This window comes from Microcoleus sp. T2B6 (genome assembly GCF_036700475.1).
GTDB lineage: Bacteria > Cyanobacteriota > Cyanobacteriia > Cyanobacteriales > Microcoleaceae > Microcoleus.
In genome coordinates, this window is the sequence record NZ_JAUBOZ010000028.1 from 34,011 (window position 1) to 60,048 (window position 26,038).

The following is a 26,038-nucleotide window of genomic DNA, read 5'->3' on the forward strand; positions in this document are numbered from 1 at the left end:
TCTTGCCTGTGACTGCTTGTGGCACAGGCATCTTGCCTGTGACTGCTTGTGGCACAGGCATCTTGCCTGTGACTGCTTGTGGCACAGGCATCTTGCCTGTGACTGCTGACTGTTTCAAAAGCTGTTAGTAAACTATCAATTTCTCGCTCTCTGCCATAAAGTTTTTGCGGAATTTGAAAGCGATCAGAAATATCTTGACATCCTAGCGAAAAAAAGGATATATTGTTATTGCTGTGCAGTTGATTTAAGCATTCTTCTAAATCCGCTTTAATGCCGATCGCACTTTGATAGCGCTCCTCAGCATTTTTCCCCATCAACTTCATCACAATATCGGAAAGAATTTGCGGAATTTCAGGATTCACCTGAGATGGAGACAAGGGCTGTTTAGCGAGATGACTGTGTACTAATTCCAGCACATCGTTAGTGTCAAAAGGCAGTTGGTATGTCAGCAGTTCGTAAAAGGTAGCGCCCAGGGAATAAAAATCCGTGCGGTAATCTAAACTTCGGTTCATCCTGCCGGTTTGTTCCGGCGACATATAAGCAAGAGTTCCCTCTAAAATGTTGGGATTTTTGATGGTGTAATTCTCGCGCGTCAACTGCGTAGAAATGCCAAAATCGATGATTTTGAGTTGTCCGTTAGCTGGATTGAAGACAATATTTGAAGGGTTAATGTCTTTGTGAATGATGTGGGCGCTGTGAATTTGTTGTAAACCTTCTGTTGTGGCGATCGCAATTCGCAAGAATTCTGCAATACTAAATTTTTGCTGCTGCATCCAAATTTTCAAGGATTCGCCGCCAAAATCCTCAACAAACATCACCAGCGTGTTTTGATATGGCTGCAAATCATAGGCTTTGATACAGCCACTCAGATTCAGAGATTGTGTAATTTTATACTCTGTGCGATAGCGGGCGAGTTCTTGGGGTGTGGGATAATTTTCTTTAAGGACTTTGATCACGACGGGGAGACAGTCGGGTTGTCGGAATGCTCGGTAAACTAGGGAGTTTGCGCTTTCGTAGATGAGTTCTGTGACTTCAACGCCAGGAAAAGTGAGCATATTCAGCCTGCGGTCAACTTTGCAGTCGAACATAGCATAAATTTGCTCCTCACACCAGATGTGCGTGAGCCATCAGTCGATTTTAGATGTTAGATTTTAGATTTTAGATTTGACTCCACATCTGAGATTTTAGATTTTAGAAGCCAAAACAGGCTTCCCAGTCAATACAGCTTGTTCGATAATGTCAGCGGCGCGCTTGACTCCGCCCGATCGCCTCTTGCATCTCGATCGCCCTTTGTTTATACGACTCTTGGGTTAGGACTTTCACAATTGCCGATCGGACTTTAGAAACGCTCAATCCTCCTATAATTAATACATTAGCTTGCCATCGTTATTATTAATTCCCAGTAATGTGACAGAAGAATGCCGATAATCACCGCTAGATGTGCGGCAATTGGCAGAAATTTGAGATCCATTAATACCGAAGTCTGTGCAAGTTCGGTTGAACGTACTTGCTTCCCCAATATTGCCTTGTACCAGTTGTCCATTTTTATTATGAACTCCTTGAATGGTAATGGAAGTGCGCTGATTAGTGCCATCTTTTTTGTCACAAGTTGCAGATAATTGAGCGCCATTGATTGAAAAATCCGTGCAACTGGTAGCAAAGGTACTTGCTTTTTGAGCATGGGTCGGCTGCTGAAAGATGGAGAACGATAGTACGATTGAAGCCGACACTCCAAACAATTTAATGAATTTCATGGTTTTTTTTGTTGATTTACTATTTTTAGCGTAAGATAATAACCCTAAAAACCTTCTAGCTTTTAGTTGAGTATGAACTTAGCCAAATAGTCAGTTGGCGACTCAGCCTCTGTGAGGTAAAATCCTAAACTTTTGGCTGGATGTCGCCCTCAAATATAGGCTGTCATTGCTTATACAAGACTTACGGAGGTATGGAACGCAGGCTTTACTCATTGCACAGAAACGGAGTATTACCAGTCTATAGTTCCGTGGAATATTCGATACCTAACCAAAAGTTCAGGTAATCTCCTCAACTAAAGGTGAGTTAAAGCTCTGTTGTTTTTATAGGTTCAAAACTAAACTTGGAGCTAGCTACTTTAGCTGGGTAATTTCCTAAACTAAATTTACGCATAGGCCAGCACTAGCCTAGCTGGAAAAAACAAATAAGGAGTTACTTCCTTAACAATTCAATTAGGAGCAAATCTCATGTCTTTTGAATTTGAAAGCGTCAATCATTTTTTTCAAGAAGTCTCGCAAGATCCAGAACTCCAGCTACAGTTCCAATCGGTAACGGATCGGGAAAGCTTAGTGAATAAAGCGGTAGCCCTGGGCAAAGAAAAAAGCTACAGTTTCTCCTCAACAGAGGTTTCTGAGTGGCTGGAGTCGGTGACTGCTCAGCATCAGAGCCAGTCAGATACTTCAGGCGAGTTGTCTGACAGTGAATTGGAGGCTGTTGCTGGCGCAGGAGTTATCGGAGCTGGTATAGGAGCAGTTCTAGGTGCTCTAGGTGGATTTCTCGGCGGTCTTTTCGCAGGAGAAGACCCCTTTAAGGAATCCGCAAAAGGAGCTATTTCTGGAGCTGTAGTCGGTGCGGCGACTCCAACACCGTAGGTAATCTTTGTCTTAATACAACACCGAAATCAAAAGGAGCAATCAGATGGACAGCACTAATCAGTTTTGCCAAGAAGTCGATCGAGATTCTGCCGTACAACAGCAACAGTCGCCAGCCAATCCTGTTGCTGAAGAATTGGACGATACGGAATTAGATGCGATCGCAGGCGGTCTTACGTTTTTCAATTGGAGTAGGCTCCAGTGGTACGGTCCGACCGAGAGAATTTCGACCGAGGATTTTGCTAGCGATTTTGCTAGCCACATAGCGGGTAAAAAGGCTGGATAGCAGCCAACTTTGCTAGGAGTTGGTTCGATCGCTTTTGGAAGCAAATTTCACTAATTATCGAAGGAGAAAACATCTGATGGAAAGCAACAATCGATTTTTGCAAGAAGTACCCTCCGAGTCGTCCGCAATCACAGCATCCGCACCGGATAACTCAACTAATCAAGAATTGAATGATACGGAATTAGATGCGATCGCAGGCGGTATCCGTACTATCACAGCCAGCGGTCCAAAGCCCGACTTTTTGTTGCGTATGGGTCCGGTCTTCCAAATAACTGAAGAAACGCTGTCCTATTTGGGACGGAAGATATGAGCTGCTTGTAACTAGAAGCGATCGCGCTTCTGCTGAGTTTAAACATCCAAGGAGAAAACATCTGATGGAAAGCAACAATCACTTTTTGCAAGAATTACCGTCCGAGTCGTCCAAACTCACAGCATCCGAATTGGGAAATTCAACCGATCGAGAATTGAACGACTTGGATCTCGAAGCGATCGCGGGTGGTCATTCTAATATGGCCGATCGCGCTCGGGCTGCCGGTATGCCTGTGGTCACAAGCAACAGTCCCCGACCTCATTTTAAAGGCCCCGCTATCAGTATGGAATTCTTTGAAGCATTAAGGAATTTCGATCGCGGATAGAAGAAATGAGTTGCTTGTAATGAGCCACTTGTAATTGCCAACTGTAACGCGATCGATGAGGCTAAAATTCGCAAAGCAATCGTATACTCTGCGATTGCTTTTTTGTTACAAAATGACAAATACAACAATCCAAATCTACAGAAAATATGAATGCAATACAGCCACTATACCTGATGCAGCAAGCCCCCGATATGAGTAACGCTACAATATTTAGCGTTGGCTTAGTTATCGCCTGCTTGCTATTGCTAATTTTGTTGTGGTTGCCCGATTTGGTAACAAAAGAATAAGCCTAATTTGGCTCGATTCATAGTGATGGCTGTAGGGGCGGGTTCACCGAAATCTCTCGGACCGATCGAACAATCCCATAAACCCGCCCTCCCCCGCCTTGATTTACATCAACATTTTCCCAATAAATTAGCGGTACATTGGTATTGTTGGTGGGGTGGGGGCGGGTTTACGAGATTGTCGATTTTTGCCAGATATTGTTGGTGAACCCGCCCCTACGGGTTGGATTTACATCAACATTTTACCCCGTAAATTAGCGGTACATTTGTATTGTTGGTGGGTAGGGCGGGTTTACGAAATTGTATATTTTTGCCAGAGATTGTTGGTGAACCCGCCCCTACGGGTTTGTGAAATCGCGTTTACATTACTCTATCTGCCGCGCCACTAATCTAGCAAATAATCCTCCCTGTTTTACCAATTCCTCAAAGGAACCAAATTCCACCAAGCGGCCGGCTTCAATTACATAAATGCGATCGGCATTGCGAATCGTACTCAGGCGGTGGGCGATGACAACTCGCGTCACATTCAACTTATCCAAACTCTCAGTAACGATCGCCTGCGTGTGATTGTCCAAAGCACTCGTAGCTTCATCCATCAGGATAACCTTTGGTTTGACAACCATTGCGCGGGCAATTAATAACCGCTGCCGCTGTCCTCCCGAAAGATTCGTGCCGCCCTCGCTGACAACCGTGTGCATTCCCATCGGCATTTGTTCGATATCGGCGGCTAAACCGGCCATTTGCGCCGCTTCCCAAGCTTCCTCCTGCGTTACCATCGCCCCGCAGGTAATATTGTCAAACATCGAACCAGCATTAATTCTGCCGTTTTGCAGCACTACTCCTAACTGCCGCCGCACAGCTTGAACGTCGAGGCCTGCTAAATCTTGATTGTCGTAATAAACAGTGCCACTTTGTGCTATTTCAAATCCCAATAACAGCCGAAATAATGTTGATTTACCGCTACCCGACGGCCCGACGATCGCGATAAATTCTCCCGGTTGAATATTGATGCTGACATCATCTAAAATTGGGGGCCCGTCCTCCCGGTAGCGGAAAGTCGCGCGATCAATCGTAATTTGACCTTTCAAGCGGCCGGGATCGGCTTTTGTCGGGTCAGATTCCGGGATTCCCTGGACGATCGGTTTGGCTCGCTCCCACAGCGGTACAATTCCTAAAATATCAGTTACGGTATTGCTCAAGTCTGTGATGCCAGAAAGAAAGGTTCCGAAGGCGGAATTAAAAGCGAGAAATGTGCCCATGTTCAGTACGTCGCCTCCTGTTTTAGGGTTTTCCATGAACTGAATTGCAAACCAAAACATCAGGATAGAACTTACTAATGGCAGCGCTTCATTAAATACTGAAACGCTGTCGTCAATTCGTTTAATTCCTGTTCTTAGCTTGATTTGCTGGCTATATTTTTTCGCCCAAGCTGCAAACGCTCGCCCTTCTGCAGCCGCTACCCGCAGCTTTGATACTCCGTTGATCAGTTCTACTGTCAGCCCGTTAATATCGCCTTCTCCTGTTTCCATCTGCCGCTCTTTTGGGATTAAGAGCAAGCTCGATGTAACTGTTACTATAACCGCGATAAGAGTTAAACCAATTCCGACTAAAGCCAGCGGCAGGCTGTAAATAAACATCAGCCCCAAATTCAGCAGGGAAAATATCGCGTTCAAAAGTGTCCGCTGCGTCGCGCCGCTGAGTTGGGCGCGAATTTGATTAACTGCTAATAAGCGAGTTAGCAAGTCCCCAGATGAATAGCTGCGAAAAAATGCCGATTTTAATCTCAGCAATCGATCCCAAACTGCCGGCTGGAGAGTGCCACTAGCAGCATTTTCGATCCGCAGGGTCAGAATTGTTTGGGCCATGCTAAATACAGCCCGTCCGATCGCCGCAACTAACAATACCAGCCCTAACTGCCACAGTAACAAACGATCGCTGTCGGGAATAGCATCATTGACCAAAATCGAGGTAGCTTGCGGCGTCACCATCCCCAACAGCGTTCCCAATATCCCCAGCCCGAAAGCAACGATGATGTCTTTTTCGTAGCCCTTCGTCCCGAAGCGAAACAGTTCCGCAGCGTTGTGAAGCAATAGCGGCAGGGGCCGGTAAAACATGAGAGTTTCTGACGACAACTCTTGGGCGATTGCTTTAGTTACCCGTTTGCGAGTGCGGTCGATCGGATCGAACAAAGTATAACGAGATCCCTTACCGGGCAACAAAGCTACTGGTCGATTGTCGGACTTTGTATAAGCCAACAGCGGGCCGCAGTTTTGCCGCCACCAATCCCCAGCCAGCAACACGCGGCGGGTGCGAAATTGGGACGATCGCGCGATCGCCTCCATCGGATCTTTAACTCGGCTGAAGTCTTCGGAACCCGCCGGGGGATTGACGGTTATACTTTGTGCCTTACCTACAGCCCCAGCAGCGATTAACAGCGGTGTTCCTTCCTCAGACAAGGCAGTTTTCCGGGGATGCAAAACCTCGGTTAAATCTCCCAAAGCTGTCTGAGTTACTTGGCGGTTTAGCTGTTCGCGTTCCTGAAAGCGCCGAAATTCCTCTGCTTTTTGCTGGGAAACCAGCAAGTTCAAGCAGCAGCAAAAATACTCGTGCAGCAAAGCTAAACTCGCGGGCAGCCAGTCGGCATTTTCCACCTCTGCTGTTGATAAAATTTGCACCTCAACTTCCCCCGAGGTCATTAGCAGCATATTCCCAGCCAAAGGAAATGCTGGGGAAGCAGAATTTAACTGCAATTCCCCGACACTCGCATCGCCCGACGAGACGCGCACCCAGACAACTGTTTCCGGCGGCGATCGCAGAATTTGACCGGGAAGTAGCGATATCTGCTGCGAGGCTGCTGCGACAACCGCAGTTTCTGGGGCAACTTTTTCCTCCGGGGCGTGAAGCGCAGCTATCCCGTAGGGAATCACTCGTTCTCCCAAATGCTGTATCCACCCTTCCACAAGCGATCGCGTTTTGCTGTCACCAGCAGCAACTAAAGCGGCACAATCTGCGATCGCGATCGGTTCCAGTTCCGTTTCGGCGATCGCGATCGCCAGAAGTCCCCAACCTGGTTTTAAATTTTCTCCCCCCCTTGTAGGGGCGGTGCCCCCGTGCCCGCCCTGGTTGGGGGGGCTAGCAGCGCCGAACAAAGCCTCGCCGGCACCGACGCCGAACATATAATGGCGGTTGCCCGCAGGCTTCTCACTTTGTATCTGGGCTGCAAAGACTGCGATCGCGCCCGACTTAACAATCCATACCTGATGCGGGTCATTCAGCAGCAGCGGTTCATTTCCTTTAATTCGGTGCAGTTTCTTAACAGGATTTAGATCGAGCATAGCTAGTAATTTGCGAGTAGTAATATCAAGTCGGGCAGGGGTTTAAAGCCTTGCCTCAAAGAAGACAGTGCGATCGAATCGATCGGGTTAATCCACAGATCCTAGGAGTGATTAAAATCCCCGTCTCATAGCTAAATTCGGTTAAAACCGACTGAATAGCTAAGACTCCATAGCGAACACTGAATAGCCAAATCAAACCATCGCTCATTTCAGTCCTCTTCAGAGGACTTTAGCTATTAGACAGGGAATTCATTCCCTGGCGGACTACCGGGTTGGCTACTGTATTTCTGCTGTTTATTGTTCATTCCCAACCAAACGAGCATAAGGCCCTCCCAGCTTTTGCAACTCCTCATGAGTGCCTCTTTGAACTACTTTCCCCCCTGCAAGCATAATAATTTCATCGCAATCTCGAATCGTACTCAAGCGGTGAGCAACCACAATACAAGAAGTACCGCGACGCCTCAAATTGCGATCGATAATTAACTCTGTTTCAGCATCCAGAGCACTCGTTGCTTCATCCAGCACCAACACCGCTGGATTCCTCACTAATGCCCTGGCAATTTCCAAGCGCTGTCGCTGTCCGCCGCTCATATTTGTCCCCCCTTCATTGAGTTGAGCATCGTATCCTCCCGGCATATTCAAAATAAGTTCGTGAATTGCCGCATCAATGCACGCTTGCACTAAATCTGCTTCCGGTACTGTCGGGTCCCAAAGCGTGAGATTTTCGCGAACAGTGCCGGCAAATAGAAATATCTCTTGTTCGACCATTGCCAGCGAATTTGCTAGGATAGAACGGGGAATCAAATTGCGGGGAACCCCGTCAAATAAAATTTCGCCATTCATTGGTTCGTAAAGCCCGGTCACAAGTTTGGCAATAGTAGATTTGCCCGAACCGCTTCCCCCCACTAACGCTACCCGCTGACCCGGTTTTACTGTTAAGTTCAAGTTTTCAATTAGGGGCGCTTCCAAGCGGCTGTAGCCAAAACTGACACCGCGCAATTCAATGCTTCCTTGCAGGTGAAAAGAATCTGGTGCAAGGGCGATGCGACAGTTTTTACTATTAAAAGAATCGCGGTCTGTTTCGGGGTCGATCGGGTTTTGCAGAACGTCATCAAGTCGGTTTAAATCGGCTTCTAATTCTTGCAGAGTGCTGCCAAAATTGACGAGATTGTTAACAGGTCGGAGGAATTGTTGAGTGAGACTTTGATAGGCAATTAACATCCCGATACTCAACCCCCCGTTCATCACCCGCAAGCCCCCGACAACTAAGATAGCAGTTCCAGCTAATGCCGTTAAAAATGCTGGTAATATTGACAATATTTGAGTGGGCAAAGCCAATTCTTGCTGGGCGTTGCTCATTTTGGCATAGTACCCGGCAAACTTAGAAAATAAATCGAATTCTAAACCGCTAGCTTTGACAGTTTCTATAGATTGAATGCCTGCAATCGCAGCACCGCCAACCTTACCTGTTTCCTGAGCTAATCTGGTGTTAGCATCGACGCGGCTGCGGGATAAAGATTGCAGTGCCAAAAAGTTTAAGGCTGCAAAAACAGCGGCAACACTGGTCAATACCCAGTCGTACATAACCATAATTATTGCATAGAAAACCATCATTACCGCGTCGATCGCAGTTGCAGCAAGTTTCCCCGATAAAATTTCAGCAACCTTATCATTAACTTGGCAGCGGCTGCTAATTTCACCTGCAAACCGCTGCGCGTAAAATCCCACAGGCAAGCGCAACGTATGCCAGACAAACTGTCCCGACATCGAAATCGCAAGCTTGTTTGCCAGCCGTCGCAAATAGAAAAGCCTCATTCGCGCTAGCAGCCCTTGAATAGCAGCGGCAAACAACATTCCCAGTATTAAAGGTCGCAGCCAGTCGTGACGGTTTTCGACAAGAATTTCATCCACAAAAATTTGGGTAAATGCCGCGCCAGCCAAACGGGGAACAGTCAGTAATAAACCAGCAATTAAACAAAATGCGATCGCCCAACGGGAACTTTGCAATCGGGAATCTAAAGCACTGGCAATACTCGGTTTTTTCCCACCCTTTTTAAACTCAGGCCCAGGCTCAAAAGTCAAAACAACGCCAGTGTAAGCAGACTTAAATTCTTCTAGGGAAACAGTCCTAGGGCCCGATGCGGGATCGTTGAGGTAAACGCGCTTTTTCTTAATCCCCTCAACCACCAAAAAGTGATTGAAATTCCAAAAAACAATAAAAGGCGGCGGTACAGTTTTCAACTCTTCGACAGTTTTTTTAAACCCTTTAGCATCTAAGCCGTAAATTCTGGCTGCTTTGAGGATATTAGAAGCTTTACTGCCATCGCGAGAAACGCCGCACTCGCTCCGCAATTGAGCTAAAGGTACTGGGTGTTCGCAGTAACTTAAAATAATTCCTAAAGCAGCAGCACCGCATTCTACTGCTTCCATTTGCAGCAGCGTGGGAGTACGAACTCGCCTTAATTTGCGCGGTGTAAAAAACTTGTCAATCCAGGGAATTTTCATCTGTTATAAGGCTAAAATCCATAATAAACTTTGCTTGTATTCGAGTCTAGATCCCCCTAAATCCCCCTGATTGTTGGGGAGTAGGGGTTGACTTTGACTGCTCTTGTCCCCCCCTTGTTAAGGGGGGTTAGGGGGGATCTAGACTTCGATATAAACAAGAGAGACGGTCGGTTTAATAGTAAGGTGCGTTAGACCCGAAATCCTCGATAATCATTCTACAACTTCGTCTGACGCACCCTACAAGTCGATGGGAGTGTGACAGTTAGCCTTAGTCCTAAATTAATAAACTCCTGTCAAAGACCGAAAAATAGGAATCACGTAAGAAATCGGCGCTAACTGCCCGATTTGAACCCGCACTAGCGCAGTAGTACCGGGGGAAATCTTGAGAGGAGGCCCGTTCGAGGAAGACCATTTGTAACCGCTGATAGTGTTCGGATCTTCCTGCAATTCCACAAATATTTGCACGGGAGCACCGCCACCAGCTATGTTTTTTGCGATGCTGTCAGCCAAATTTTCATTGCCGATAATTGACGACATATCTTGATTAGTAACCGGAAAAGGAGAAACTTGGGTTACTTTGCCGACAATGCCGCCGTAGCGTTCCCGCTTGACGACGCTAGGGGTAACTTGTACGGTCATTCCCGGTTTAATTTGCTTGCCGTCTCTGTCAGCAAAATAAACAAGACTGACCATTTTTTCGCGAGAATTTTTAGATTCAACTGTCCCGATCCTTGTACCGATGTTCAGCATTTGACCTGCAACGGCGCTAACTTCTAAAACGCGGCCGTCGTATTGGCTGGTAATTTTGCTGTCGGCCGTCAACTGATTCTGCAAGTGGGCAATCTTGCGTTTAACTTCCTGAATTTGATTTGTTTGGGCGATCGATTTTTCTAAGTCTTGTTGAGCTAGTTTGACCGCTTGGGTTTCCATGTCTTTAATCTTAGTTTTGATTTCGTCAATTTTATTCAGGTTTTGCAGGTACTCCCGTTCGGTGTTACTTTTCTGAACTTTAAGTTCTTGGAGATTGTTTTTAATTTCGTTAAGGCGGTTGAGATTTTGCAGGTACTCCCGTTCGGTATTGGTAGCTTCTACCTTGAGTTGCTGCCGGCTGTTTTTGATGTCGTCAATTTTATTGAGATTTTGCAGGAATTCGCGATCGCTATTGGTTTTCTGAACGTCGAGTTCTTTTAACTGCGTTTCAATATCCGCCAGTTGCATCTGAGAGTCCGCGAATTCCTGTCTCGCTTGCAGCATTACATCCTCGCTGATCGCCCTCTCTTGTTCGTAAAGAACGCGGCGAGTTTCAAACCGCTGCTGTAAAGTTTCCACCAAAGAAGCGATGTGCTGTTTTCGCTGCAAAAGACTGTCCTGTTTTTTGGCGATCGCGGCCAGAGTTTGCTGCCGCAATATCGGCGCAACTTGTTCTCGCCGCAAACTTTCTTCCAAACTTTGGCGTTTTTCTGCTAATGCTGTCAGAGTTTGCTGCCGCAGTACCGGCGCAATTTGTTCGCGGCGCAAACTTTCTTCCAAACTTTGCCGTTTTTGCTCTAATGCCGCCATACTTTGCTGGTGCAGTATCGGTGCAACTGACTCCCTATTCAAGCTTTCTTGAAGGTCTTTTTGCTGCTGTTCTAGGGTTTTTAATTCCAGGGCAATCTGCTGTTTTTGCAGCTTATTAGTATCTTGTTTTTGCCCTTGCAGTTGGGCTAATTTCGCTTTTTCTTGCTCTAACTGCTGCTTGAGGTCTAGTTTATCAATTCTACCGATTTCCTGACCCCGTTTAACAACATCTCCCGGCTTGATATTTAGCTTTACCAATTGACCGGAACTAGCAGCTTGAAATTGCACGACTCGGCGGGGCAGAAGCAACACGCCTTGACCGGAAACAGTCAGCGGAATTCGCCCGATCGCACTCCAAACCCCCGCAGCAGCAACTAAACAGCCAATTGCAGTTAGTGGCAGCCACGATCGAGGACTAACCACCTGCATCATTTCGTCGAGGCGTTCCGGTGAAGATAAGCGATCGATCGCTTCAGTAGTGAAAAGTTTGTTTTGTTTTACCTGCATCAGCTATTCCTTTCGAGAGTGCGATCGCGGCTGTAAGCAGGGGTGTATTTGAAAGGGAAATTCCTTGCAAGTCAATTGAGGCACAAACAATTTCCCAACAAACGTTCAAAGCTTCCGTGCAATTACTTGAATGTTCTCACTCCTGTTTGCAGCTTGCCTGTAAAATCACTTTACGACAATTAACCCTCGTAAGACCTAACTAACAGTAGAGTTTTCAGCTAACAAAAAGACCAGCGTACAGCCAGTCTTCAGACGGGGGAATGACCCGAACTTTCGGCTAGGTATCGCCCGCAGCCAGGGCCTACACATTGGTCACCAGTTAAGCTAAAAACACTTTGGTCAATGGGTAGAATTACTCTAAAGTATCGAAGTAGCAACTTAAAATGTGGTGCGATTTGTTCAATGAGGTGGGTAAAACATTTACGACACCTGCAAGGATTGCTATATAGTTTGATTTTTGATAAAATTAGTGAACCAACCCCAGTGCAACAAAAGGTTCTAGTTTTGCTTGTGTTTCTCTAACTTATACGCAGTAAACCGGGCGCCCGAATCTTTCTTTAAAAAGCTTACTCTACACTGAATATACCTTTTATCTATTGGGGAAGTTCAGTGTAATTGGTGATTGGTAATTGTAGGTTGGGTAGAACTAAGGAATGAGAATTAAATAACTTACAATGCGTGATGGTTCTTGTGGGATGGGCGTCCCGCCCGTCCAGAAAGGGCGGGACGCCCGCCCGTCCAGAAAGGGCGGGCGTCCCGCCCAACCCACAAACTTGTGTAAATTATTTAATTCGCGATCCTAAGAGAAACCGCACCTACAATTACTATTAACAGTCAATCGATTTTAGATTAAAGAATTGAAGCATTGACCCCACGGATAAATTCGGGGGCTTGCTTATCGGATACAGGTTTTTGATTTCTCCGTCCTGAGTCTGCAAAGGAATGAATCACGTGGCGGGTATCCTGGATGCTTTCGGTCAAAATCAACAGTCAAAAGTTAACAGTCAACAGTTAATTGTTAACCGTTGACTGTTAAACTGAATGCCTGTGCCGAACTCGCTAGAAACGGCGGGAATGGCTGTTCATTCTTTGGATTTAGAACTTTTGGAAAGCTTACCTTCAAAAGGTTGAACTCCACTATTGGGATAGTTGTCATCGCTGGGGCTAAAAATCCGCACCGCTGCTTCCGAAACGTAACGCATCGCGTTTGCCAAAGATTTAGAAAGATTCATAGAATCTGCCTCTCTTGTCTGAGTTCTGATACTTTTAATATTACTCAGATTTTTGGGCGGTGGATGACTTTAGCAATATTTATTTGAATTACTTATTGGTCTGCAACAATGAAGCAAGCTGAAGCTTGGAGAAATTACGCATTTTTGGACGATCGACCTTTTGGTGGTAGATTTTTCCTTGCTAAACTCAAGCAGTCGCGATCGCCCTCCGACGCTCAGAAACCGCGTTGTCTAACTCTATTCAAGGGCTGCAACGAAATATTTTCGCAAAAAACCCGCAACGCTTGAGTGTTTGTGCTTAATTCCTGAGTTTGTTAAATTAAGTATTTATATGGGTTTTACCATAATATTAATCTACCCATTAACCGAAATCCGCTATTTAAGGGCATAATCAGCGAATTTCTCCGACAAATATCTGCCATCTTTATCAAAAATTTACAAAAAGATATGGTGTTTGTCACTATAATTAAGAAAAAGAAGTTTGTCCGGGGTTTTTCTTATGAAAACTACCACAGAAAGCCTGCAGCTCACAGGTTTTGAAGAAATCTTAGAAGACCAGGAACTGACGGTTTCTTCAGCAGATTACAGCCTTTTGACCGATCTCTACCAGCTAACGATGGCCGCTTGTTACGTCGGGGAAGGACTCGACGGGCGGGCCGCGAGTTTTGAGTTGTTCGCGCGCAGGCTGCCAGAGGGTTTTGGCTACGCGATCGCGATGGGTTTGGCTCAAGTTATCGATTATTTGGAAAAATTTCGGTTTTCGCCGGCGCAAATTCAGGCTTTGCAGTCCACTGGGATTTTTGCTGGCGCCCCGGAACGATTTTGGACTTTACTCGCCACAGCCCGCTTTACTGGCGATGTTTGGGCGGTGCCGGAGGGGACGGCGGTGTTTGCCAACGAGCCTCTGCTGCGAATTGAGGCTCCTCTGTGGCAGGCTCAGTTAGTGGAAACTTATTTATTGAATGCCATAAATTATCAAACTTTGATTGCGACGCGGGCAGCGCGGCTGCGCGATGTGGCGGGCCCGGAGGCTAAATTGCTAGAATTCGGGACGCGGAGGGCTTTTGGGCCTCAAGCTGCTGTATGGGCTGCTAGGGCTGCCCTGGCTGCGGGGTTCGACGGAACTTCTAATGTTTTGGCTGCTTTGAAGTTAGGCAGCAAACCTGTAGGTACGATCGCCCATGCTTTGGTAATGGCTGTTGCCGCCCTCGAAGGCAGCGAGAATCAGGCGTTTGCAGCTTTTCACCGCTATTTTCCGGGGGCGCCACTGCTGATAGATACTTACGATACTGTGGCGGCGGCGCGGATGTTGGCCGATCGAGTAAACAGCGGTGAAATGCAGTTGGAAGGCGTGCGGCTGGATTCGGGCGATTTGGCGGTGCTGTCTCGGGAAGTTCGATCGATCCTGCCTGGGGTTCCAATTTTTGCTAGTGGCGATTTGGACGATCGAGAAATTGCTAAATTAAAAAGTAGCGGCGCTTGCATTGACGGTTACGGTTTGGGAACGAAGTTGGTCAGCGGTTCCCCTGTGAACGGTGTTTATAAGTTGGTGGAAATTGACGGAATTCCGGTGATGAAAGAGGCAAGCGGCAAGGTAACATATCCAGGAAGAAAGCAAATTTTTAGACATATTGAAAATGGACACATTCTCGGAGATTGTTTGGGATTGTCAGGAGAAACTATTCACAATTGCGATTCTTACTTACCATTAATGGAGTTGGTTGTAAAGGACGGCACACGAGTGCAGAACCAGGAAAGTTTGGACGATATCGCCAAACGAACTGCTGCTTCTGTCGCCAGTCTGCGCCCCGAAACTCGCCAACTTGACAACCCGATTTCGCCGCCTGTGGAAATTTCTACAGATTTGCAGAGTCTCACCCAAAAAACGAAAAAGAGTCAATCGATTTTAGATTTTAGATTTTAGATTTTAGATTGAAGTCAGTAGTCAGTAGTCAGTAGTCAACAATCAACAGTCAACAGTCAACAGTCAACAATTACCGATTACCTATGCAGAAGATTGCTCTTTTTGGAACCAGTGCCGATCCGCCCACAGCAGGACACAAAACAATTCTGAGTTGGCTTTCCCAACATTTTGATTGGGTAGCAGTTTGGGCTTCGGACAATCCTTTTAAGTCGCACCAAACTTCTCTAGAACACCGATCGGCAATGCTGCTGTTAATGATTCAAGAAATTAATTCGCCCAGACACAATCTTTGCTTGCATCCAGAACTCAGCAGTCCGAGGACGGTGGAAACTGTGGAACAAGCAAGATTGCTGTGGCAGGATGCAGATTTGACACTGGTAATAGGTTCTGACTTGGTGGGGCAACTGTCTCGCTGGTACAAATTTGAACAATTGTTAAAACAAGTGGACTTGCTGATAGTACCGCGACCGGGTTATCCGTCAGAACAATTAGATTTGTGGCAGTTGAGGCGCATGGGTGCAGAGGTGGCGATCGCATCTTTGAATGGTCCCAATGTTTCTTCTACCTTCTATCGGGAAACAGGAGACACCCAAGCCCTGACTCCGACCATCGAAGATTACATCAATAGGGAGCATTTGTACGCATGGCACGAGGCACGAAAAAGAGCGAAGGTTGCTCATTAGCTGACTTTAAAGTAGGAGTAGATAATGTGATTTTTTCCGTCGATGCCGTGCAGAACCGCTTGTTGGTACTGTTGGTAATGCGGCAAGACGAACCGTTTATGGATTCTTGGAGTCTTCCTGGTACTTTGGTGCGGGACGGAGAGTCTCTTGAAAATGCGGCTTACCGAATTTTGTCTGAGAAAATTCGGGTAAAAAATTTGTATCTGGAGCAATTGTATACTTTCGGAGAACCGGGGCGCGATCCTCGGGAAATTACCAGGGGCGATCGTTATCTTTCGGTGAGTTATTTTGCTTTGGTTCGCTTTGAGGAAGCTGAGTTAATTGCTGGGAGTGTAGTGGCGGGTGTGGGCCACCGCGTCGGCGGCATTGCTTGGTATCCCGTGCAACAAGTTCCTAAGCTGGCCTTCGATCACAATCAAATTCTCGAATACGGATACCGGCGACTGCGTAACAAACTTGAATACAGTCCGGTAGCTTTTGAAGTTTTGCCGGATGTTTTTACTTTGAGCGATTTGTATCAGCTTTATACAACTATTTTGGGGGAAAGTTTTTCGGATTATTCTAATTTTAGATCTCGATTGTTAAAATTGGGTTTTTTGTGCGATACCGGTGTTAAGGTTTCGCGGGGGGCTGGCCGCCCTGCTAGTTTGTACCGCTTTGATGCGGCCGCTTTTGCTCCTTTAAAAAATAAGCCGTTGGTTTTTATTTAGCTGTTACTTAGATGACATTCGGGGATCAATTTAGTAACATTAGAATAGAAGCTATTAAGGAGTGCAGACGATGAAAGACCCTGATGAATGCGCTAATATTCACGAAGTTCGGGAGGAAATTGATATCATCGATCGAGAAGTGATCGAGGCTTTGAGCAAGAGATTTCAATACGTCATCGCGGCCGCAAGGTTCAAAACGAGTGAAGCTAGCGTTAAATCGTTCGATCGCTTTCACGATATGTTACAGCAGCGGCGCGAGTGGGCTCAAGAATCGGGTTTGAATCCTGATGTGGTTGAAAATATTTACCGGGATTTGGTAAATTATTATATTGAAGAAGAGTTGAAACATTACAAATCCAAGTAATCTTTCGCTACATTCAAATCTAGGACTATAGGAAAGTGAGTCCGCGCGGGCGGACTGTTAGCAATATTTATTAGGTGATTTGGTGAGATGAAAATTGCGATCGCACAACTCAATCCTACTATTGGTGATATCTTGGGCAACTCCAACCTAATTCTGGAGGCTGCGAAAAAAGCTGATGTTGAGGGCGCAAACTTATTGCTAACACCGGAACTTTCCCTGATCGGTTATCCGCCGCGCGATTTGTTAATCAATCCGAGTTTCATTGCAGATGCAGGTGCACAGTTGCTGCAACTGGCGCAAGCTTTGCCGCCGGAGTTGGCAGTCATAGCAGGCACTGCCTTACCTAATGCTAATGCTGTTAAACTCGGCGGAAAATCCTTGTTTAATAGCGCTGTTTTGTTGCAAAATGGCGTGGTCAAACAAGTTTTTCATAAACGCTTGTTGCCTACTTATGATGTATTTGATGAAGATAGATATTTTGAACCGGGAGAAAACAGCAATTACTTTACTATTGGCAAAGTCAAAATCGGCGTTACAATTTGTGAAGATTTGTGGAACAATGAGGAGTTTTGGGGTAAACGCAGTTACGCGGGCGATCCTGTTTCCGATTTGGCAAAATTGGGTGTAGATTTAGTGGTGAATTTGTCGGCATCGCCTTATTCTGCGGGAAAGCGGGGAGTGCGATCGGCGATGTTGCAGCACAGCGTCATCCGCTGCGGGAAACCGATTATTTACGCTAATCAGGTAGGGGGAAATGACGATATTATTTTTGACGGCAGCAGTTTTGCTGTGAATCGAAAGGGTGATTTAATTCAGGTATTGGCTTCTTTTGAAACTGATTTTGTGGTGCTGGAATATGACCCAGCTAAACAAGATTTAGTTGGCAGCGGGAACGGGCAATATGCCCGTTCCACAACTGATTTGGGATTATGTGAAGGACGACAAAAACTAGGTTCGATCGGCAGTGGCGTTGGCAGTGGCGGGAACGGGCAAGATGCCCGTTCCACAACTGATTTGAGTTTTCATCCGGCAGAGGGAGATGCAGAAATTTGGGCTGCTTTGGTTTTGGGAGTGCGAGATTATGTTCGCAAGTGCGGTTTTTCTAAGGTTGTACTCGGTTTGAGTGGCGGGATAGATTCGGCTTTGGTGGCGGCGATCGCCAGTTGCGCGATCGGGCCCGAAAATGTTCTAGGGGTGTTGATGCCTTCTCCTTACAGTTCGGATCATTCGGTTAATGATGCTGTGGAATTAGCCCGAAATCTGGGCATCGCGATCGAACAATTGCCGATCGGCGATTTGATGGAAACTTACGATCGCACTCTCGCCAATTTGTTTGTCAATACAACTTTCGGGATTGCTGAGGAAAATATTCAATCGCGGATTCGAGGCAATCTGTTGATGGCAATTTCTAACAAGTTCGGACATTTGCTGCTTTCGACGGGCAATAAGTCGGAAATGGCGGTGGGTTACTGCACTCTCTACGGCGATATGAATGGGGGATTGGCGGTGATTTCCGATGTGCCGAAAACTCGCGTTTATTCGCTTTGTCGGTGGCTGAATTCTGGCGGATATGTAGGGGCGGTGCCCCCGTGCCCGCCCTCTCCGTACCCACACCCGTGCCAGCCCCTGGGCAAGGAAATTATTCCGGTTAATATTATTAATAAAGCGCCGAGTGCTGAACTGAAACCTGGCCAAATTGACCAAGATTCTTTGCCGGATTACGATGTTTTGGATGACATCTTGTATCGGTTGATAGAACATCACGAATCTGCCCAAAAAATGGTCGCTGCCGGACACGATGAAGCCGTGGTTAAACGGGTAGTAAAATTAGTGAGGCAAGCGGAGTTTAAACGGCGGCAAGCAGCCCCTGGTTTGAAAATTAGCGATCGAGCTTTTGGTACCGGTTGGCGGATGCCGATCGCCAAATCTTCCTTCTATTAAACGCAAAATGGTTAACATCGACGGTACTTTCGGCTTCGATTTTCTCCTTGGAAGTCTCAGCAACGACACGATTAAAGGATTTGCGGGTAATGATACTATTCAAGGTTTGGGGGGAAATGACCGAATTTTTGGCGATCGGGAAAATGACTTGCTAGCAGGAAATGAAGGGGCTGATACGGTGTCTGGCGGGCAGGGAAGCGATACAATCTATGGAGGACAAGAGTCGGATTGGATTTTTGGCGATCGGGGTAACGATTTGCTAATAGGCGGCGAAGGCAAGGATATCTTGACAGGAGGCGCGGGGGAGGATTTATTTGTGATGAAAAAAACCGCCGCCACATCTACTATTACTCAAGCCGATATAATTACAGATTTTGGCAACGGCAATGATAAAATTGTCTTGACAGAAGGCATGAAAATTAGCGATTTAGAGCTTTCAGTTTCCGACAACCAAACTATTATGAAAGATAAAAACTCTGGTAATTATTTAGGAGTTGTTTCGGGAAATTCTAATCTGACTGAATCCAACTTTATGTCGCTGTTTGGCGGACTAGATATGGGTCAGCTTTTGCCAATTTCGGTTAACACGATTATAGCCGATCGCGCGATCGGACTGGAAGTGGCGCAAACTCCCCAAGAACAAGCCACAGGTTTAATGTTTCGCACAGAATTGCCAGACGACAGAGGAATGCTTTTCCCCATCGAACCCGCGCGAAACGTGCGTTTTTGGATGAAAAACGTGTTGATTGAGCTGGATATGGTTTTTCTGCGGGAAGGCGTCGTGCAGGCGATAATTCCTAACGTACCGCCGTGTTTGACCGAAACCTGCCCCAACTACGGCCCGGATGTTCCCGTTGACGGAGTTATTGAACTCAAAGGCGGAAGGGCGGCCCAATTGGGACTCAAAATTGGCGATCGGATTCCCAATTTACCCTAAAAAGGTAGATGATATCATGTCTGTTTGATTCGGACTTGTATGATATTAAATTTTGTAGGGGCGGGTTCACAAACAATAATTGCCCATAATCTACAATATAATAAACCCGCCCCCGCCCATACTACCAGACATGATATGATTTTATCGCAGCATTCAACATTTGTGCATCCCATGAATCCTATTGAATTAAAAATAATCCCCCATCAAACTCAAGACGGTTTAGCTTACCAACATTTGCGCTTGCGAATTACAACTCAAGACGGTATTATCACACCCGATGATTTACAAGGTTTGAAACTTCCTCAAGACGTTCAATTAAGCCAAGGAATTGTCATTGAAGGTAGAGGAGCAATTTGGCTGTACGGGTATTTAGTGCACGAATGTCATCCTGCTGCTTGGGTGGGATGTTACGATCCGCGATTAGAAGGTGCGGTGGTAGTAGCGACGCACAAGCACGAGGTATCTGTTGGACAGGTATTAAAATTGAGTTTACCAAGCGATTAAGACTCTCCTGAGTTTTAGGTGATAATAAATAAAAATAAAACTTCCCGTGGTGGGGGCATATTACCTGCGTTAGCGACACGCTAACACTAATGTTTCCACCACAAATCCAGGAGAGTCGCGATTAAATTAGAGCGTTTTGAGTGAATAGTCCAGACTATTGTGCACCAGACTATCCAGCTATGAATGCCGATCGCGGCAGAATTGCTGTGGGAGGAATTGATATAAATGGCAGGAGAGATAAATTCTCTAACCGTGCAGGTTCCACACCTGTGGATGAGGTAGTTGCACCTCGACTAGATATCTTTTCTACAACTCGCTATCACACCTACGAAACCTAATATCTCACCTTTACTCAAAGAACACGATCGCGAATTACGCACTCCGACAGAGAAACCGGGTTTTTTACCGAATCTGCGAGTCACAACGCAGTATTTTCCTAAAAAACCCGGTTTCTGAACCCCCGTGCAAAAGCCCTAGCAAAAAATGGTTTGACGCGCAATATACTGTTGTTAGCTTTTAGTTATTAATTATGGCAAATTACAGAACTGTATTGTTGTTCAATAGTCTAACTTTAGTGCTAGTTGGGCTAGTGACGGCGTGTCTGAGTTTGTTCGGTTCTTCAGTAAAAGGGTTATTTTTGCCGCCTTGTTCTGCCACGTATCCGGGTGCAGGTTTCTTTTTTTTGGCGTTTCAAATGTTATTTTATTTATCGGTAATGGTGTGCGCTTTTACCTTTGGATTGCTGAGAATTATTCAACCCGATCGCCCAGAAAATCGATTTATTTTATATTCGGCACTGTTTGCAGGTTGCTTTCTGTTCAATGAAGTTTTTCGCACCCACGTTCATCTGGGACGTGCGGGTTTTCCGAAAGTGACAATTGTCATATTTTACGCTGTGCTGGCAATTGCATACGGATTAGCTTTTCGGAGACAAATTCGCTCGACTCCCTATGCTTTACTGCTGAGTGGCGTGGGTTTGTTATTTGTTGCCTTTTTTGCAGAAGCGCTGCCTTTGAAAAACGAGATAATTTCGAGCTTGCTGGAGGGAATACCGAAGCTGTTGAGCGGGATTAATATTGCACTTTATTTTTGGTTTTTGTGTCAGGGTTTGATAGTGCGATCGCTCAATTTTTCTAACAGGAAATCACATCCCGAATGAAGTAAGATGAAGATTTGCCGTTGGGTGGGGGCGGGTTTTTGAGATTGTCGGTTTTTGGCAAATATTGTTGGTAAAACCCGCCCCTACATGATTGTATAATCGGTTAAAACTGAGATATTGCACCCTTTTCAATTAATTGTTTAGGAACAGGCAAGATGCCTGTTCCACAAGAAAATTTATATGTTGTGGAACAGGCATCTTGCCTGTTGCTGAAAATGGTGCCTGTTCCACAAGAAAATTTATATGTTGTGGAACAGGCATCTTGCCTGTTGCTGACAATGGTGCAAAATATCAGTTAAAACAAAAAGTATCGCTGCGCCATTGGCAAAACTGTTGCCGGTTCGCAAGTTAACAATTCCCCATCCGCCCTGACTTCATAAGTTTCTGGATCGACTTCCATTTGTGGCAAATAATCGTTGAGTTTCATGTCTCTTTTGGTAATTTGTCTGGTGCCGGAAACTGCTACCGTGGGCTTTTGCAAACCGAGCTGTGCCGCAATATCTCGATCGCGCGCAGCTTGGGAAACAAACGTCAGACAAGTCGCCCCAATCGCACCGCCAAAACTGCCAAACATCGGCCGCATATGCACCGGTTGCGGCGTCGGAATGCTGGCGTTAGCATCTCCCATCTGCCCGTAGGCGATCGCCCCTCCTTTAATTACCAGTTCCGGTTTCACCCCAAAAAAAGCCGGCCGCCACAAACACAAATCCGCCAATTTCCCCTCTTCCACCGAACCGACATACTGACTAATTCCGTGAGTAATCGCCGGATTAATTGTATATTTCGCAATGTACCGCTTCACCCGAAAATTGTCATTCATCCCCTCTGTTCCCCCCCCTTGGTAAGGGGGGGTTATCCCTCTTGTTTCCCCCCCTTGGTAAGGGGGGGTTAGGGGGGGTAAATTCCCCCTTTGAACCTTCATTTTATGTGCCGTTTGCCAAGTCCGAATAATCACCTCTCCAACTCTTCCCATCGCCTGAGAATCAGAAGAAATCATACTAAACGCACCTAAATCGTGCAAAATATCCTCAGCAGCAATAGTTTCCCTTCTAATTCTCGATTCAGCAAAAGCCACATCTTCAGGAATGCCTCGATCCAAATGGTGGCAAACCATCAACATATCTAAATGTTCTTCTAAAGTATTGACAGTGTAAGGGCGAGTCGGGTTAGTTGACGAGGGCAAAACATTAGCTTGTCCGCACACTTTAATAATATCCGGTGCGTGTCCGCCGCCAGCACCTTCGGTGTGGTAAGTGTGAATAGCGCGATTTTTAAAGGCGGCAATTGTAGCTTCCACAAATCCCGCTTCATTGAGAGTGTCGGTGTGAATTGCAACTTGCACATCGTACTCGTCAGCTACACTCAAACAAGTGTCGATCGTTGCTGGTGTAGTTCCCCAATCTTCGTGGAGTTTCAAACCCATTGCGCCGGCAAAGATTTGTTCAACTAATCCTTGGGGTTGACTGCTATTTCCTTTACCTAAAAACCCTAGATTTACGGGGAAAGCGTCAGCAGCTTGCAGCATTCGGTACATATGCCAAGGCCCCGGAGTGCAAGTTGTGGCGTTTGTACCCGTTGCGGGGCCAGTGCCGCCGCCGATCATTGTCGTGATTCCAGAGGCGATCGCCACTTCAATTTGCTGCGGACAAATAAAGTGAATGTGAGTGTCAATTCCCCCGGCAGTCAGAATCATTCCTTCACCGGCAATTACTTCAGTACCAGGCCCGATAATAATATCTACCCTATCTTGAATGTAAGGATTTCCGGCTTTACCAATTTTGTAAATTTTCCCGTTTTGAATCCCAACATCTGCTTTAACAATTCCCCACCAGTCTAATATTAAAGCATTAGTAATCACCGTGTCAACAGCTCCGTCTGCATTAGAAATAGGCGACTGTCCCATGCCGTCGCGAATGACTTTGCCACCGCCAAATTTAACTTCATCCCCGTAGGTTGTGAAGTCTTTTTCAACTTCTATGAATAATTCTGTATCGGCTAACCGGACGCGATCGCCCACAGTCGGCCCGAAAGTTTCCGCGTAGGCGCGGCGATCCATTCTGTAACTCATTTTAATCCACTCCTAATCAGATTTCCTAGAATTTTTGTCATTGCCCAAATACTTGAGTATACATTAATTTATGCTACAAGCCTTCTGTGTGTATACCTTCTATAAACTCAACCAATGGTTTGAAACATTGAGTACATTTCTCGGCAATTTCTTGATACGAAGTCTTCCCTAGTATCAATTTTGCATCCACTTTTTTATTGTATCCTGTGCCAGCATCTCGGAAAAGTTGATCTACAATTTTCGAGGGGGGGCGATCGTGATTTTGGTCTTCTACTGGTATTGTCCAGGTGACAGCTAGAGAAGTAACTCCTAGTTTACCTCGTAATGCAGATTCAGCCGCCAAAATCAAAGCTTCCATTTCGTATTTAAAACAAAAAACTTTGAAGCGTTCTTTGAGACGTTCATCCTGAATACCTTTCTTTTGTAATGCTTGATAAAAATTCTCCATAATTCCAGCTTTTAGCTGTTGAAAAGTCTCATGGGGAAACCCTTTATTCTTAGGATATAAGTCTGGCAAGAGAATTACACTTGAATTCGGAGTCCTGCAAAGAATATTAACAGCTTTTATTGGAGCATTCAGCAGCAACTCTTTTTTAGCGTCACCTCCTCTATCATTGTTCTCTCCTTTGATTGGAAAAAACTCTATACTGACACCTTCTTCAGATTTTTGGTCAATCAAATTTACTAACAATGCTTCCATTGCATTTTTATCTGATGGCCCTTCTACATAGATAATTACCCTCATGGTAGAAGCTCCAATTCATCACTGCGGTGGAGTTTTTCAATTTCCTCTGTCCCAAAGTCATCAACCATATCTGTTAAAACTTTGGAATTACCAGGTTTAATAAACTTTGATTCTCCATTCTCCTTTCGCATCACAGCAATTTGGGAAATATCAAATTGGGTTAAAAAATAAGAAGAATGAGTAGCCAAAAGAACCTGAGTGCGTTCAGCAGCTTTTTCAAACAATCCTGCTAAAAGAGGGAGTGTCCGAGGATGAACACCTTGATCCGGCTCATCAATACAAATTAGAGAGGGTGGTTTCGGGTGCAAACAAAGACAAATCCAACAAATTAATCTTAGAATACCATCGGATAAATCCGCAAGACTTAAATCCTGGTTAATCCCCTTTTCCTGCCAAAATGCGATAACTTCTCCAGGCCCGCCGCGAGCTTTTACAGTCAATTTTTTGAATCCTGGAATAACTGATTGTAAATGTTGTTGCAGGTCATCAAAAACGGCGCTATGTTCAGTCCTTAAATAGTGTAATACTGAACTCAAATTGCCTGCATCTTCATCCAACACTGGTTCTTGTTCAATGAGAACAGATTTGCGAATTTTGTGATTAGCAATGTTAAATGAACTGTAAAATTTCCAACCCCCGATATACTCTCGTAGTTTATAGAGAGTTGCTAAATCTGGATTTGTTATTGTCCTGAGTGCGAGTTGATTGCGTTTGGGAAATACGCGATTTGTCTCTGCATATCCTGGTTCGCGATACAAACCTTCAGTACCTTTAATATCCATGAACAAATGTTGAGATGACTCCACTCGCTCGAAAGAAATTTGCGGATTGCTTCTCGGCCCCATGAGTTCTCCTTGATAGGAGATATTAGACTCACCTGTATCAATTTTAAGCTCCCATTCAAACTTTTCTGAGCCGGTAATATGGAAAATCTGTTGACCGATAGAACCCTTAATAATTTCGTTAGGAATCTCGCTTTCCATACTGTCGGTCAAAAATTTTAGAAACTCAAACAGGCTTGATTTCCCAGAACCATTAGCTCCCACAATAATTTCTAGTGGTTCCAATGGAGCAGTAAAATCTCGGAATGGTCTATAACCCTGAATTTTGATTGAGGTTATTCGGGAGTGCGGTGTCATTTCGCTACCTGTCGTTTTAGTAATATTGTTGATAATACAGGACTTACGCACGGCTGCCAAAAACCAGGTTTTTCTGTCAATATCTATCGCATAGATGCACAATTTTTCTCAGAAACTGGGTTTTTCGCGTAAGTCCTATAATAGTCTAATTGTCTCTCATCCATCTAACATACCATTCACTTTTCCATTAAAGCCGTAGACTTGACGACTACCAACAAACGGCACTAATTGAACTTCCCTTTCATCTCCCGGTTCAAACCTGACTGCTGTACCTGCGGGGATATCCAACCGCATTCCTTTGGCTTGTTCTCGATTAAACTCTAAGGCTTCGTTGGCCTCATAAAAGTGATAGTGGGAACCGATTTGAATGGGTCGATCGCCTTTATTTCCTACAAGCAACCGCAGCGTTGGGCGATCGGCATTTAATTCTATTTCGCCTGCTGAAACAATCATTTCTCCTGGAATCATTTTTTCCTCCTCTGAGTCTCTGTGGTTAATTTTTTAACGGATCGGATCGTGCACTGTTACCAACTTAGTTCCGTCGGGAAAAGTCGCCTCCACCTGGACTTCATGCACCATTTCTGCTATCCCTTCCATCACATCTTCCCGCGTCAGGAGAGTTGTTCCATAACTCATTAAATCGGCGACGGTGAGGCCATCTCTTGCTCCTTCTAAAATGGCGGCGGAAATGTAAGCTAGCGCTTCTGGATAGTTTAATTTTAAACCTCTTTGTTTGCGGCGCTCTGCTACCAGGGCGGCGGTGAAAATCAGCAGTTTGTCTTTTTCTTGGGGGGTGAGTTGCATTTTTATTCTTGTAAGTGCGATCGCATTATTTGGTTATGATATCGTTTACGGTTGTTGCTGAATGATTAAGAATGATTAAACCGCAGAGGGCG

General features: G+C 45.6%; 27 protein-coding genes. 16 read left to right on the forward strand and 11 right to left on the reverse strand.

Features of this window, described 5'->3' with window-relative positions; translation table 11 throughout:
- A partial coding sequence (locus QUA00_RS14725) for a serine/threonine-protein kinase (RefSeq protein ID WP_333143666.1) occupies nucleotides 1–1,055 on the reverse strand: 1,055 nt, incomplete at its 3' end.
- 309 nt (nucleotides 1,056–1,364) lie between these two features.
- Nucleotides 1,365–1,754: a CVNH domain-containing protein gene (locus QUA00_RS14730; RefSeq protein ID WP_333143633.1), complete on the reverse strand. Its 390-nt coding sequence runs from the start codon at nucleotides 1,752–1,754 to the stop codon at nucleotides 1,365–1,367.
- 465 nt (nucleotides 1,755–2,219) lie between these two features.
- Between QUA00_RS14730 and QUA00_RS14735 the strand changes: the two genes are divergently transcribed.
- The 5 genes from QUA00_RS14735 (at nucleotide 2,220) to QUA00_RS14755 (ending at nucleotide 3,832) form a co-directional block, all read left to right on the forward strand.
- Nucleotides 2,220–2,624, forward strand: coding sequence for a Nif11-like leader peptide family natural product precursor (locus QUA00_RS14735; RefSeq protein ID WP_333143634.1), 405 nt, complete (start codon nucleotides 2,220–2,222; stop codon nucleotides 2,622–2,624).
- Between the two features lie 46 nt (nucleotides 2,625–2,670).
- Nucleotides 2,671–2,910 carry a hypothetical protein gene (locus QUA00_RS14740; RefSeq protein ID WP_333143635.1) on the forward strand — a complete coding sequence of 80 codons (240 nt, stop codon included), beginning with the start codon at nucleotides 2,671–2,673 and terminating at the stop codon, nucleotides 2,908–2,910.
- Between the two features lie 76 nt (nucleotides 2,911–2,986).
- Nucleotides 2,987–3,220 (forward strand): hypothetical protein, encoded by a 234-nt coding sequence (locus tag QUA00_RS14745; protein ID WP_333143636.1) that lies wholly within the window; start codon nucleotides 2,987–2,989, stop codon nucleotides 3,218–3,220.
- Between the two features lie 64 nt (nucleotides 3,221–3,284).
- On the forward strand, nucleotides 3,285–3,545 hold the full coding sequence (locus tag QUA00_RS14750) for a hypothetical protein (RefSeq protein ID WP_333143637.1): 261 nt from the start codon (nucleotides 3,285–3,287) through the stop codon (nucleotides 3,543–3,545).
- Nucleotides 3,546–3,691: 146 nt separating this feature from the next.
- Nucleotides 3,692–3,832, forward strand: coding sequence for a hypothetical protein (locus QUA00_RS14755; RefSeq protein WP_333410086.1), 141 nt, complete (start codon nucleotides 3,692–3,694; stop codon nucleotides 3,830–3,832).
- Nucleotides 3,833–4,194: 362 nt separating this feature from the next.
- On the opposite strand, the gene QUA00_RS14760 is transcribed toward QUA00_RS14755, so the two are convergent.
- The 4 genes from QUA00_RS14760 to QUA00_RS14775 form a co-directional block, all read right to left on the reverse strand.
- Nucleotides 4,195–7,164: an NHLP bacteriocin export ABC transporter permease/ATPase subunit gene (locus tag QUA00_RS14760; RefSeq protein ID WP_333410087.1), complete on the reverse strand. Its 2,970-nt coding sequence runs from the start codon at nucleotides 7,162–7,164 to the stop codon at nucleotides 4,195–4,197.
- 294 nt (nucleotides 7,165–7,458) lie between these two features.
- Nucleotides 7,459–9,669 (reverse strand): NHLP family bacteriocin export ABC transporter peptidase/permease/ATPase subunit, encoded by a 2,211-nt coding sequence (locus QUA00_RS14765; protein ID WP_333410088.1) that lies wholly within the window; start codon nucleotides 9,667–9,669, stop codon nucleotides 7,459–7,461.
- A gap of 279 nt (nucleotides 9,670–9,948) precedes the next feature.
- A complete protein-coding gene (locus tag QUA00_RS14770; RefSeq protein ID WP_333410089.1) occupies nucleotides 9,949–11,736 on the reverse strand; it encodes an NHLP bacteriocin system secretion protein in 1,788 nt (595 codons plus the stop codon).
- Between the two features lie 1,082 nt (nucleotides 11,737–12,818).
- Nucleotides 12,819–12,968, reverse strand: a complete 150-nt coding sequence (locus tag QUA00_RS14775) for an isochorismate synthase (RefSeq protein ID WP_333143642.1) — start codon at nucleotides 12,966–12,968, stop codon at nucleotides 12,819–12,821.
- 108 nt (nucleotides 12,969–13,076) lie between these two features.
- On the opposite strand from QUA00_RS14775, the gene QUA00_RS14780 reads away from it, so the two are divergent.
- The 11 genes from QUA00_RS14780 to QUA00_RS14830 all read left to right on the forward strand — a co-directional run bounded on the left by QUA00_RS14780 (nucleotide 13,077) and on the right by QUA00_RS14830 (nucleotide 21,489).
- Complete coding sequence (locus tag QUA00_RS14780; protein ID WP_333410090.1) at nucleotides 13,077–13,256, forward strand: hypothetical protein; 180 nt, start codon at nucleotides 13,077–13,079, stop codon at nucleotides 13,254–13,256.
- Nucleotides 13,257–13,467: 211 nt separating this feature from the next.
- Entirely contained in the window at nucleotides 13,468–14,892 is a 1,425-nt protein-coding gene (locus QUA00_RS14785; RefSeq protein ID WP_333143644.1) for a nicotinate phosphoribosyltransferase, read from the forward strand.
- An 83-nt stretch (nucleotides 14,893–14,975) separates the two neighbouring features.
- The gene (locus QUA00_RS14790) at nucleotides 14,976–15,575 is read left to right on the forward strand and encodes a nicotinate-nucleotide adenylyltransferase (RefSeq protein ID WP_333307586.1); all 600 of its coding nucleotides are present in this window, start codon (nucleotides 14,976–14,978) and stop codon (nucleotides 15,573–15,575) included.
- Nucleotides 15,536–16,285, forward strand: a complete 750-nt coding sequence (locus QUA00_RS14795; protein WP_333307583.1) for an NrtR DNA-binding winged helix domain-containing protein — start codon at nucleotides 15,536–15,538, stop codon at nucleotides 16,283–16,285. The genes QUA00_RS14790 and QUA00_RS14795 overlap by 40 nt, the downstream gene beginning before the upstream one ends.
- A 70-nt stretch (nucleotides 16,286–16,355) precedes the next feature.
- A complete protein-coding gene (locus QUA00_RS14800; RefSeq protein WP_333105335.1) occupies nucleotides 16,356–16,649 on the forward strand; it encodes an isochorismate lyase in 294 nt (97 codons plus the stop codon).
- Nucleotides 16,650–16,736: 87 nt separating this feature from the next.
- Nucleotides 16,737–18,590, forward strand: coding sequence for an NAD+ synthase (locus tag QUA00_RS14805; protein WP_333410091.1), 1,854 nt, complete (start codon nucleotides 16,737–16,739; stop codon nucleotides 18,588–18,590).
- A gap of 7 nt (nucleotides 18,591–18,597) precedes the next feature.
- Nucleotides 18,598–19,527, forward strand: a complete 930-nt coding sequence (locus QUA00_RS14810) for a DUF192 domain-containing protein (protein ID WP_333410092.1) — start codon at nucleotides 18,598–18,600, stop codon at nucleotides 19,525–19,527.
- A 171-nt stretch (nucleotides 19,528–19,698) separates the two neighbouring features.
- Nucleotides 19,699–20,031 carry a CRISPR-associated ring nuclease Crn3/Csx3 gene (gene crn3 / locus QUA00_RS14815; RefSeq protein ID WP_333083735.1) on the forward strand — a complete coding sequence of 111 codons (333 nt, stop codon included), beginning with the start codon at nucleotides 19,699–19,701 and terminating at the stop codon, nucleotides 20,029–20,031.
- Between the two features lie 140 nt (nucleotides 20,032–20,171).
- Nucleotides 20,172–20,369 (forward strand): hypothetical protein, encoded by a 198-nt coding sequence (locus QUA00_RS14820; RefSeq protein ID WP_333307574.1) that lies wholly within the window; start codon nucleotides 20,172–20,174, stop codon nucleotides 20,367–20,369.
- A 191-nt stretch (nucleotides 20,370–20,560) separates the two neighbouring features.
- Nucleotides 20,561–21,190: a hypothetical protein gene (locus tag QUA00_RS14825; protein ID WP_333286513.1), complete on the forward strand. Its 630-nt coding sequence runs from the start codon at nucleotides 20,561–20,563 to the stop codon at nucleotides 21,188–21,190.
- A 155-nt stretch (nucleotides 21,191–21,345) separates the two neighbouring features.
- The gene (locus QUA00_RS14830; RefSeq protein ID WP_333143650.1) at nucleotides 21,346–21,489 is read left to right on the forward strand and encodes a hypothetical protein; all 144 of its coding nucleotides are present in this window, start codon (nucleotides 21,346–21,348) and stop codon (nucleotides 21,487–21,489) included.
- On the opposite strand, the gene ureC is transcribed toward QUA00_RS14830, so the two are convergent.
- The 5 genes from ureC to ureA all read right to left on the reverse strand — a co-directional run bounded on the left by ureC (nucleotide 21,486) and on the right by ureA (nucleotide 25,946).
- Nucleotides 21,486–23,258, reverse strand: a complete 1,773-nt coding sequence (gene ureC / locus QUA00_RS14835; protein ID WP_333410093.1) for an urease subunit alpha — start codon at nucleotides 23,256–23,258, stop codon at nucleotides 21,486–21,488. The two genes, QUA00_RS14830 and ureC, sit on opposite strands and share 4 nt — an antisense overlap.
- A 73-nt stretch (nucleotides 23,259–23,331) precedes the next feature.
- Complete coding sequence (locus QUA00_RS14840; protein WP_333410094.1) at nucleotides 23,332–24,003, reverse strand: DUF4276 family protein; 672 nt, start codon at nucleotides 24,001–24,003, stop codon at nucleotides 23,332–23,334.
- On the reverse strand, nucleotides 24,000–25,142 hold the full coding sequence (locus QUA00_RS14845) for an AAA family ATPase (protein WP_333410095.1): 1,143 nt from the start codon (nucleotides 25,140–25,142) through the stop codon (nucleotides 24,000–24,002). The genes QUA00_RS14840 and QUA00_RS14845 overlap by 4 nt, the downstream gene beginning before the upstream one ends.
- 156 nt (nucleotides 25,143–25,298) lie before the next feature.
- The gene (locus QUA00_RS14850; RefSeq protein WP_333286519.1) at nucleotides 25,299–25,610 is read right to left on the reverse strand and encodes an urease subunit beta; all 312 of its coding nucleotides are present in this window, start codon (nucleotides 25,608–25,610) and stop codon (nucleotides 25,299–25,301) included.
- A gap of 33 nt (nucleotides 25,611–25,643) precedes the next feature.
- Complete coding sequence (gene ureA, locus QUA00_RS14855; RefSeq protein ID WP_006635319.1) at nucleotides 25,644–25,946, reverse strand: urease subunit gamma; 303 nt, start codon at nucleotides 25,944–25,946, stop codon at nucleotides 25,644–25,646.
- Between the last annotated feature and the right edge of the window lie 92 nt (nucleotides 25,947–26,038).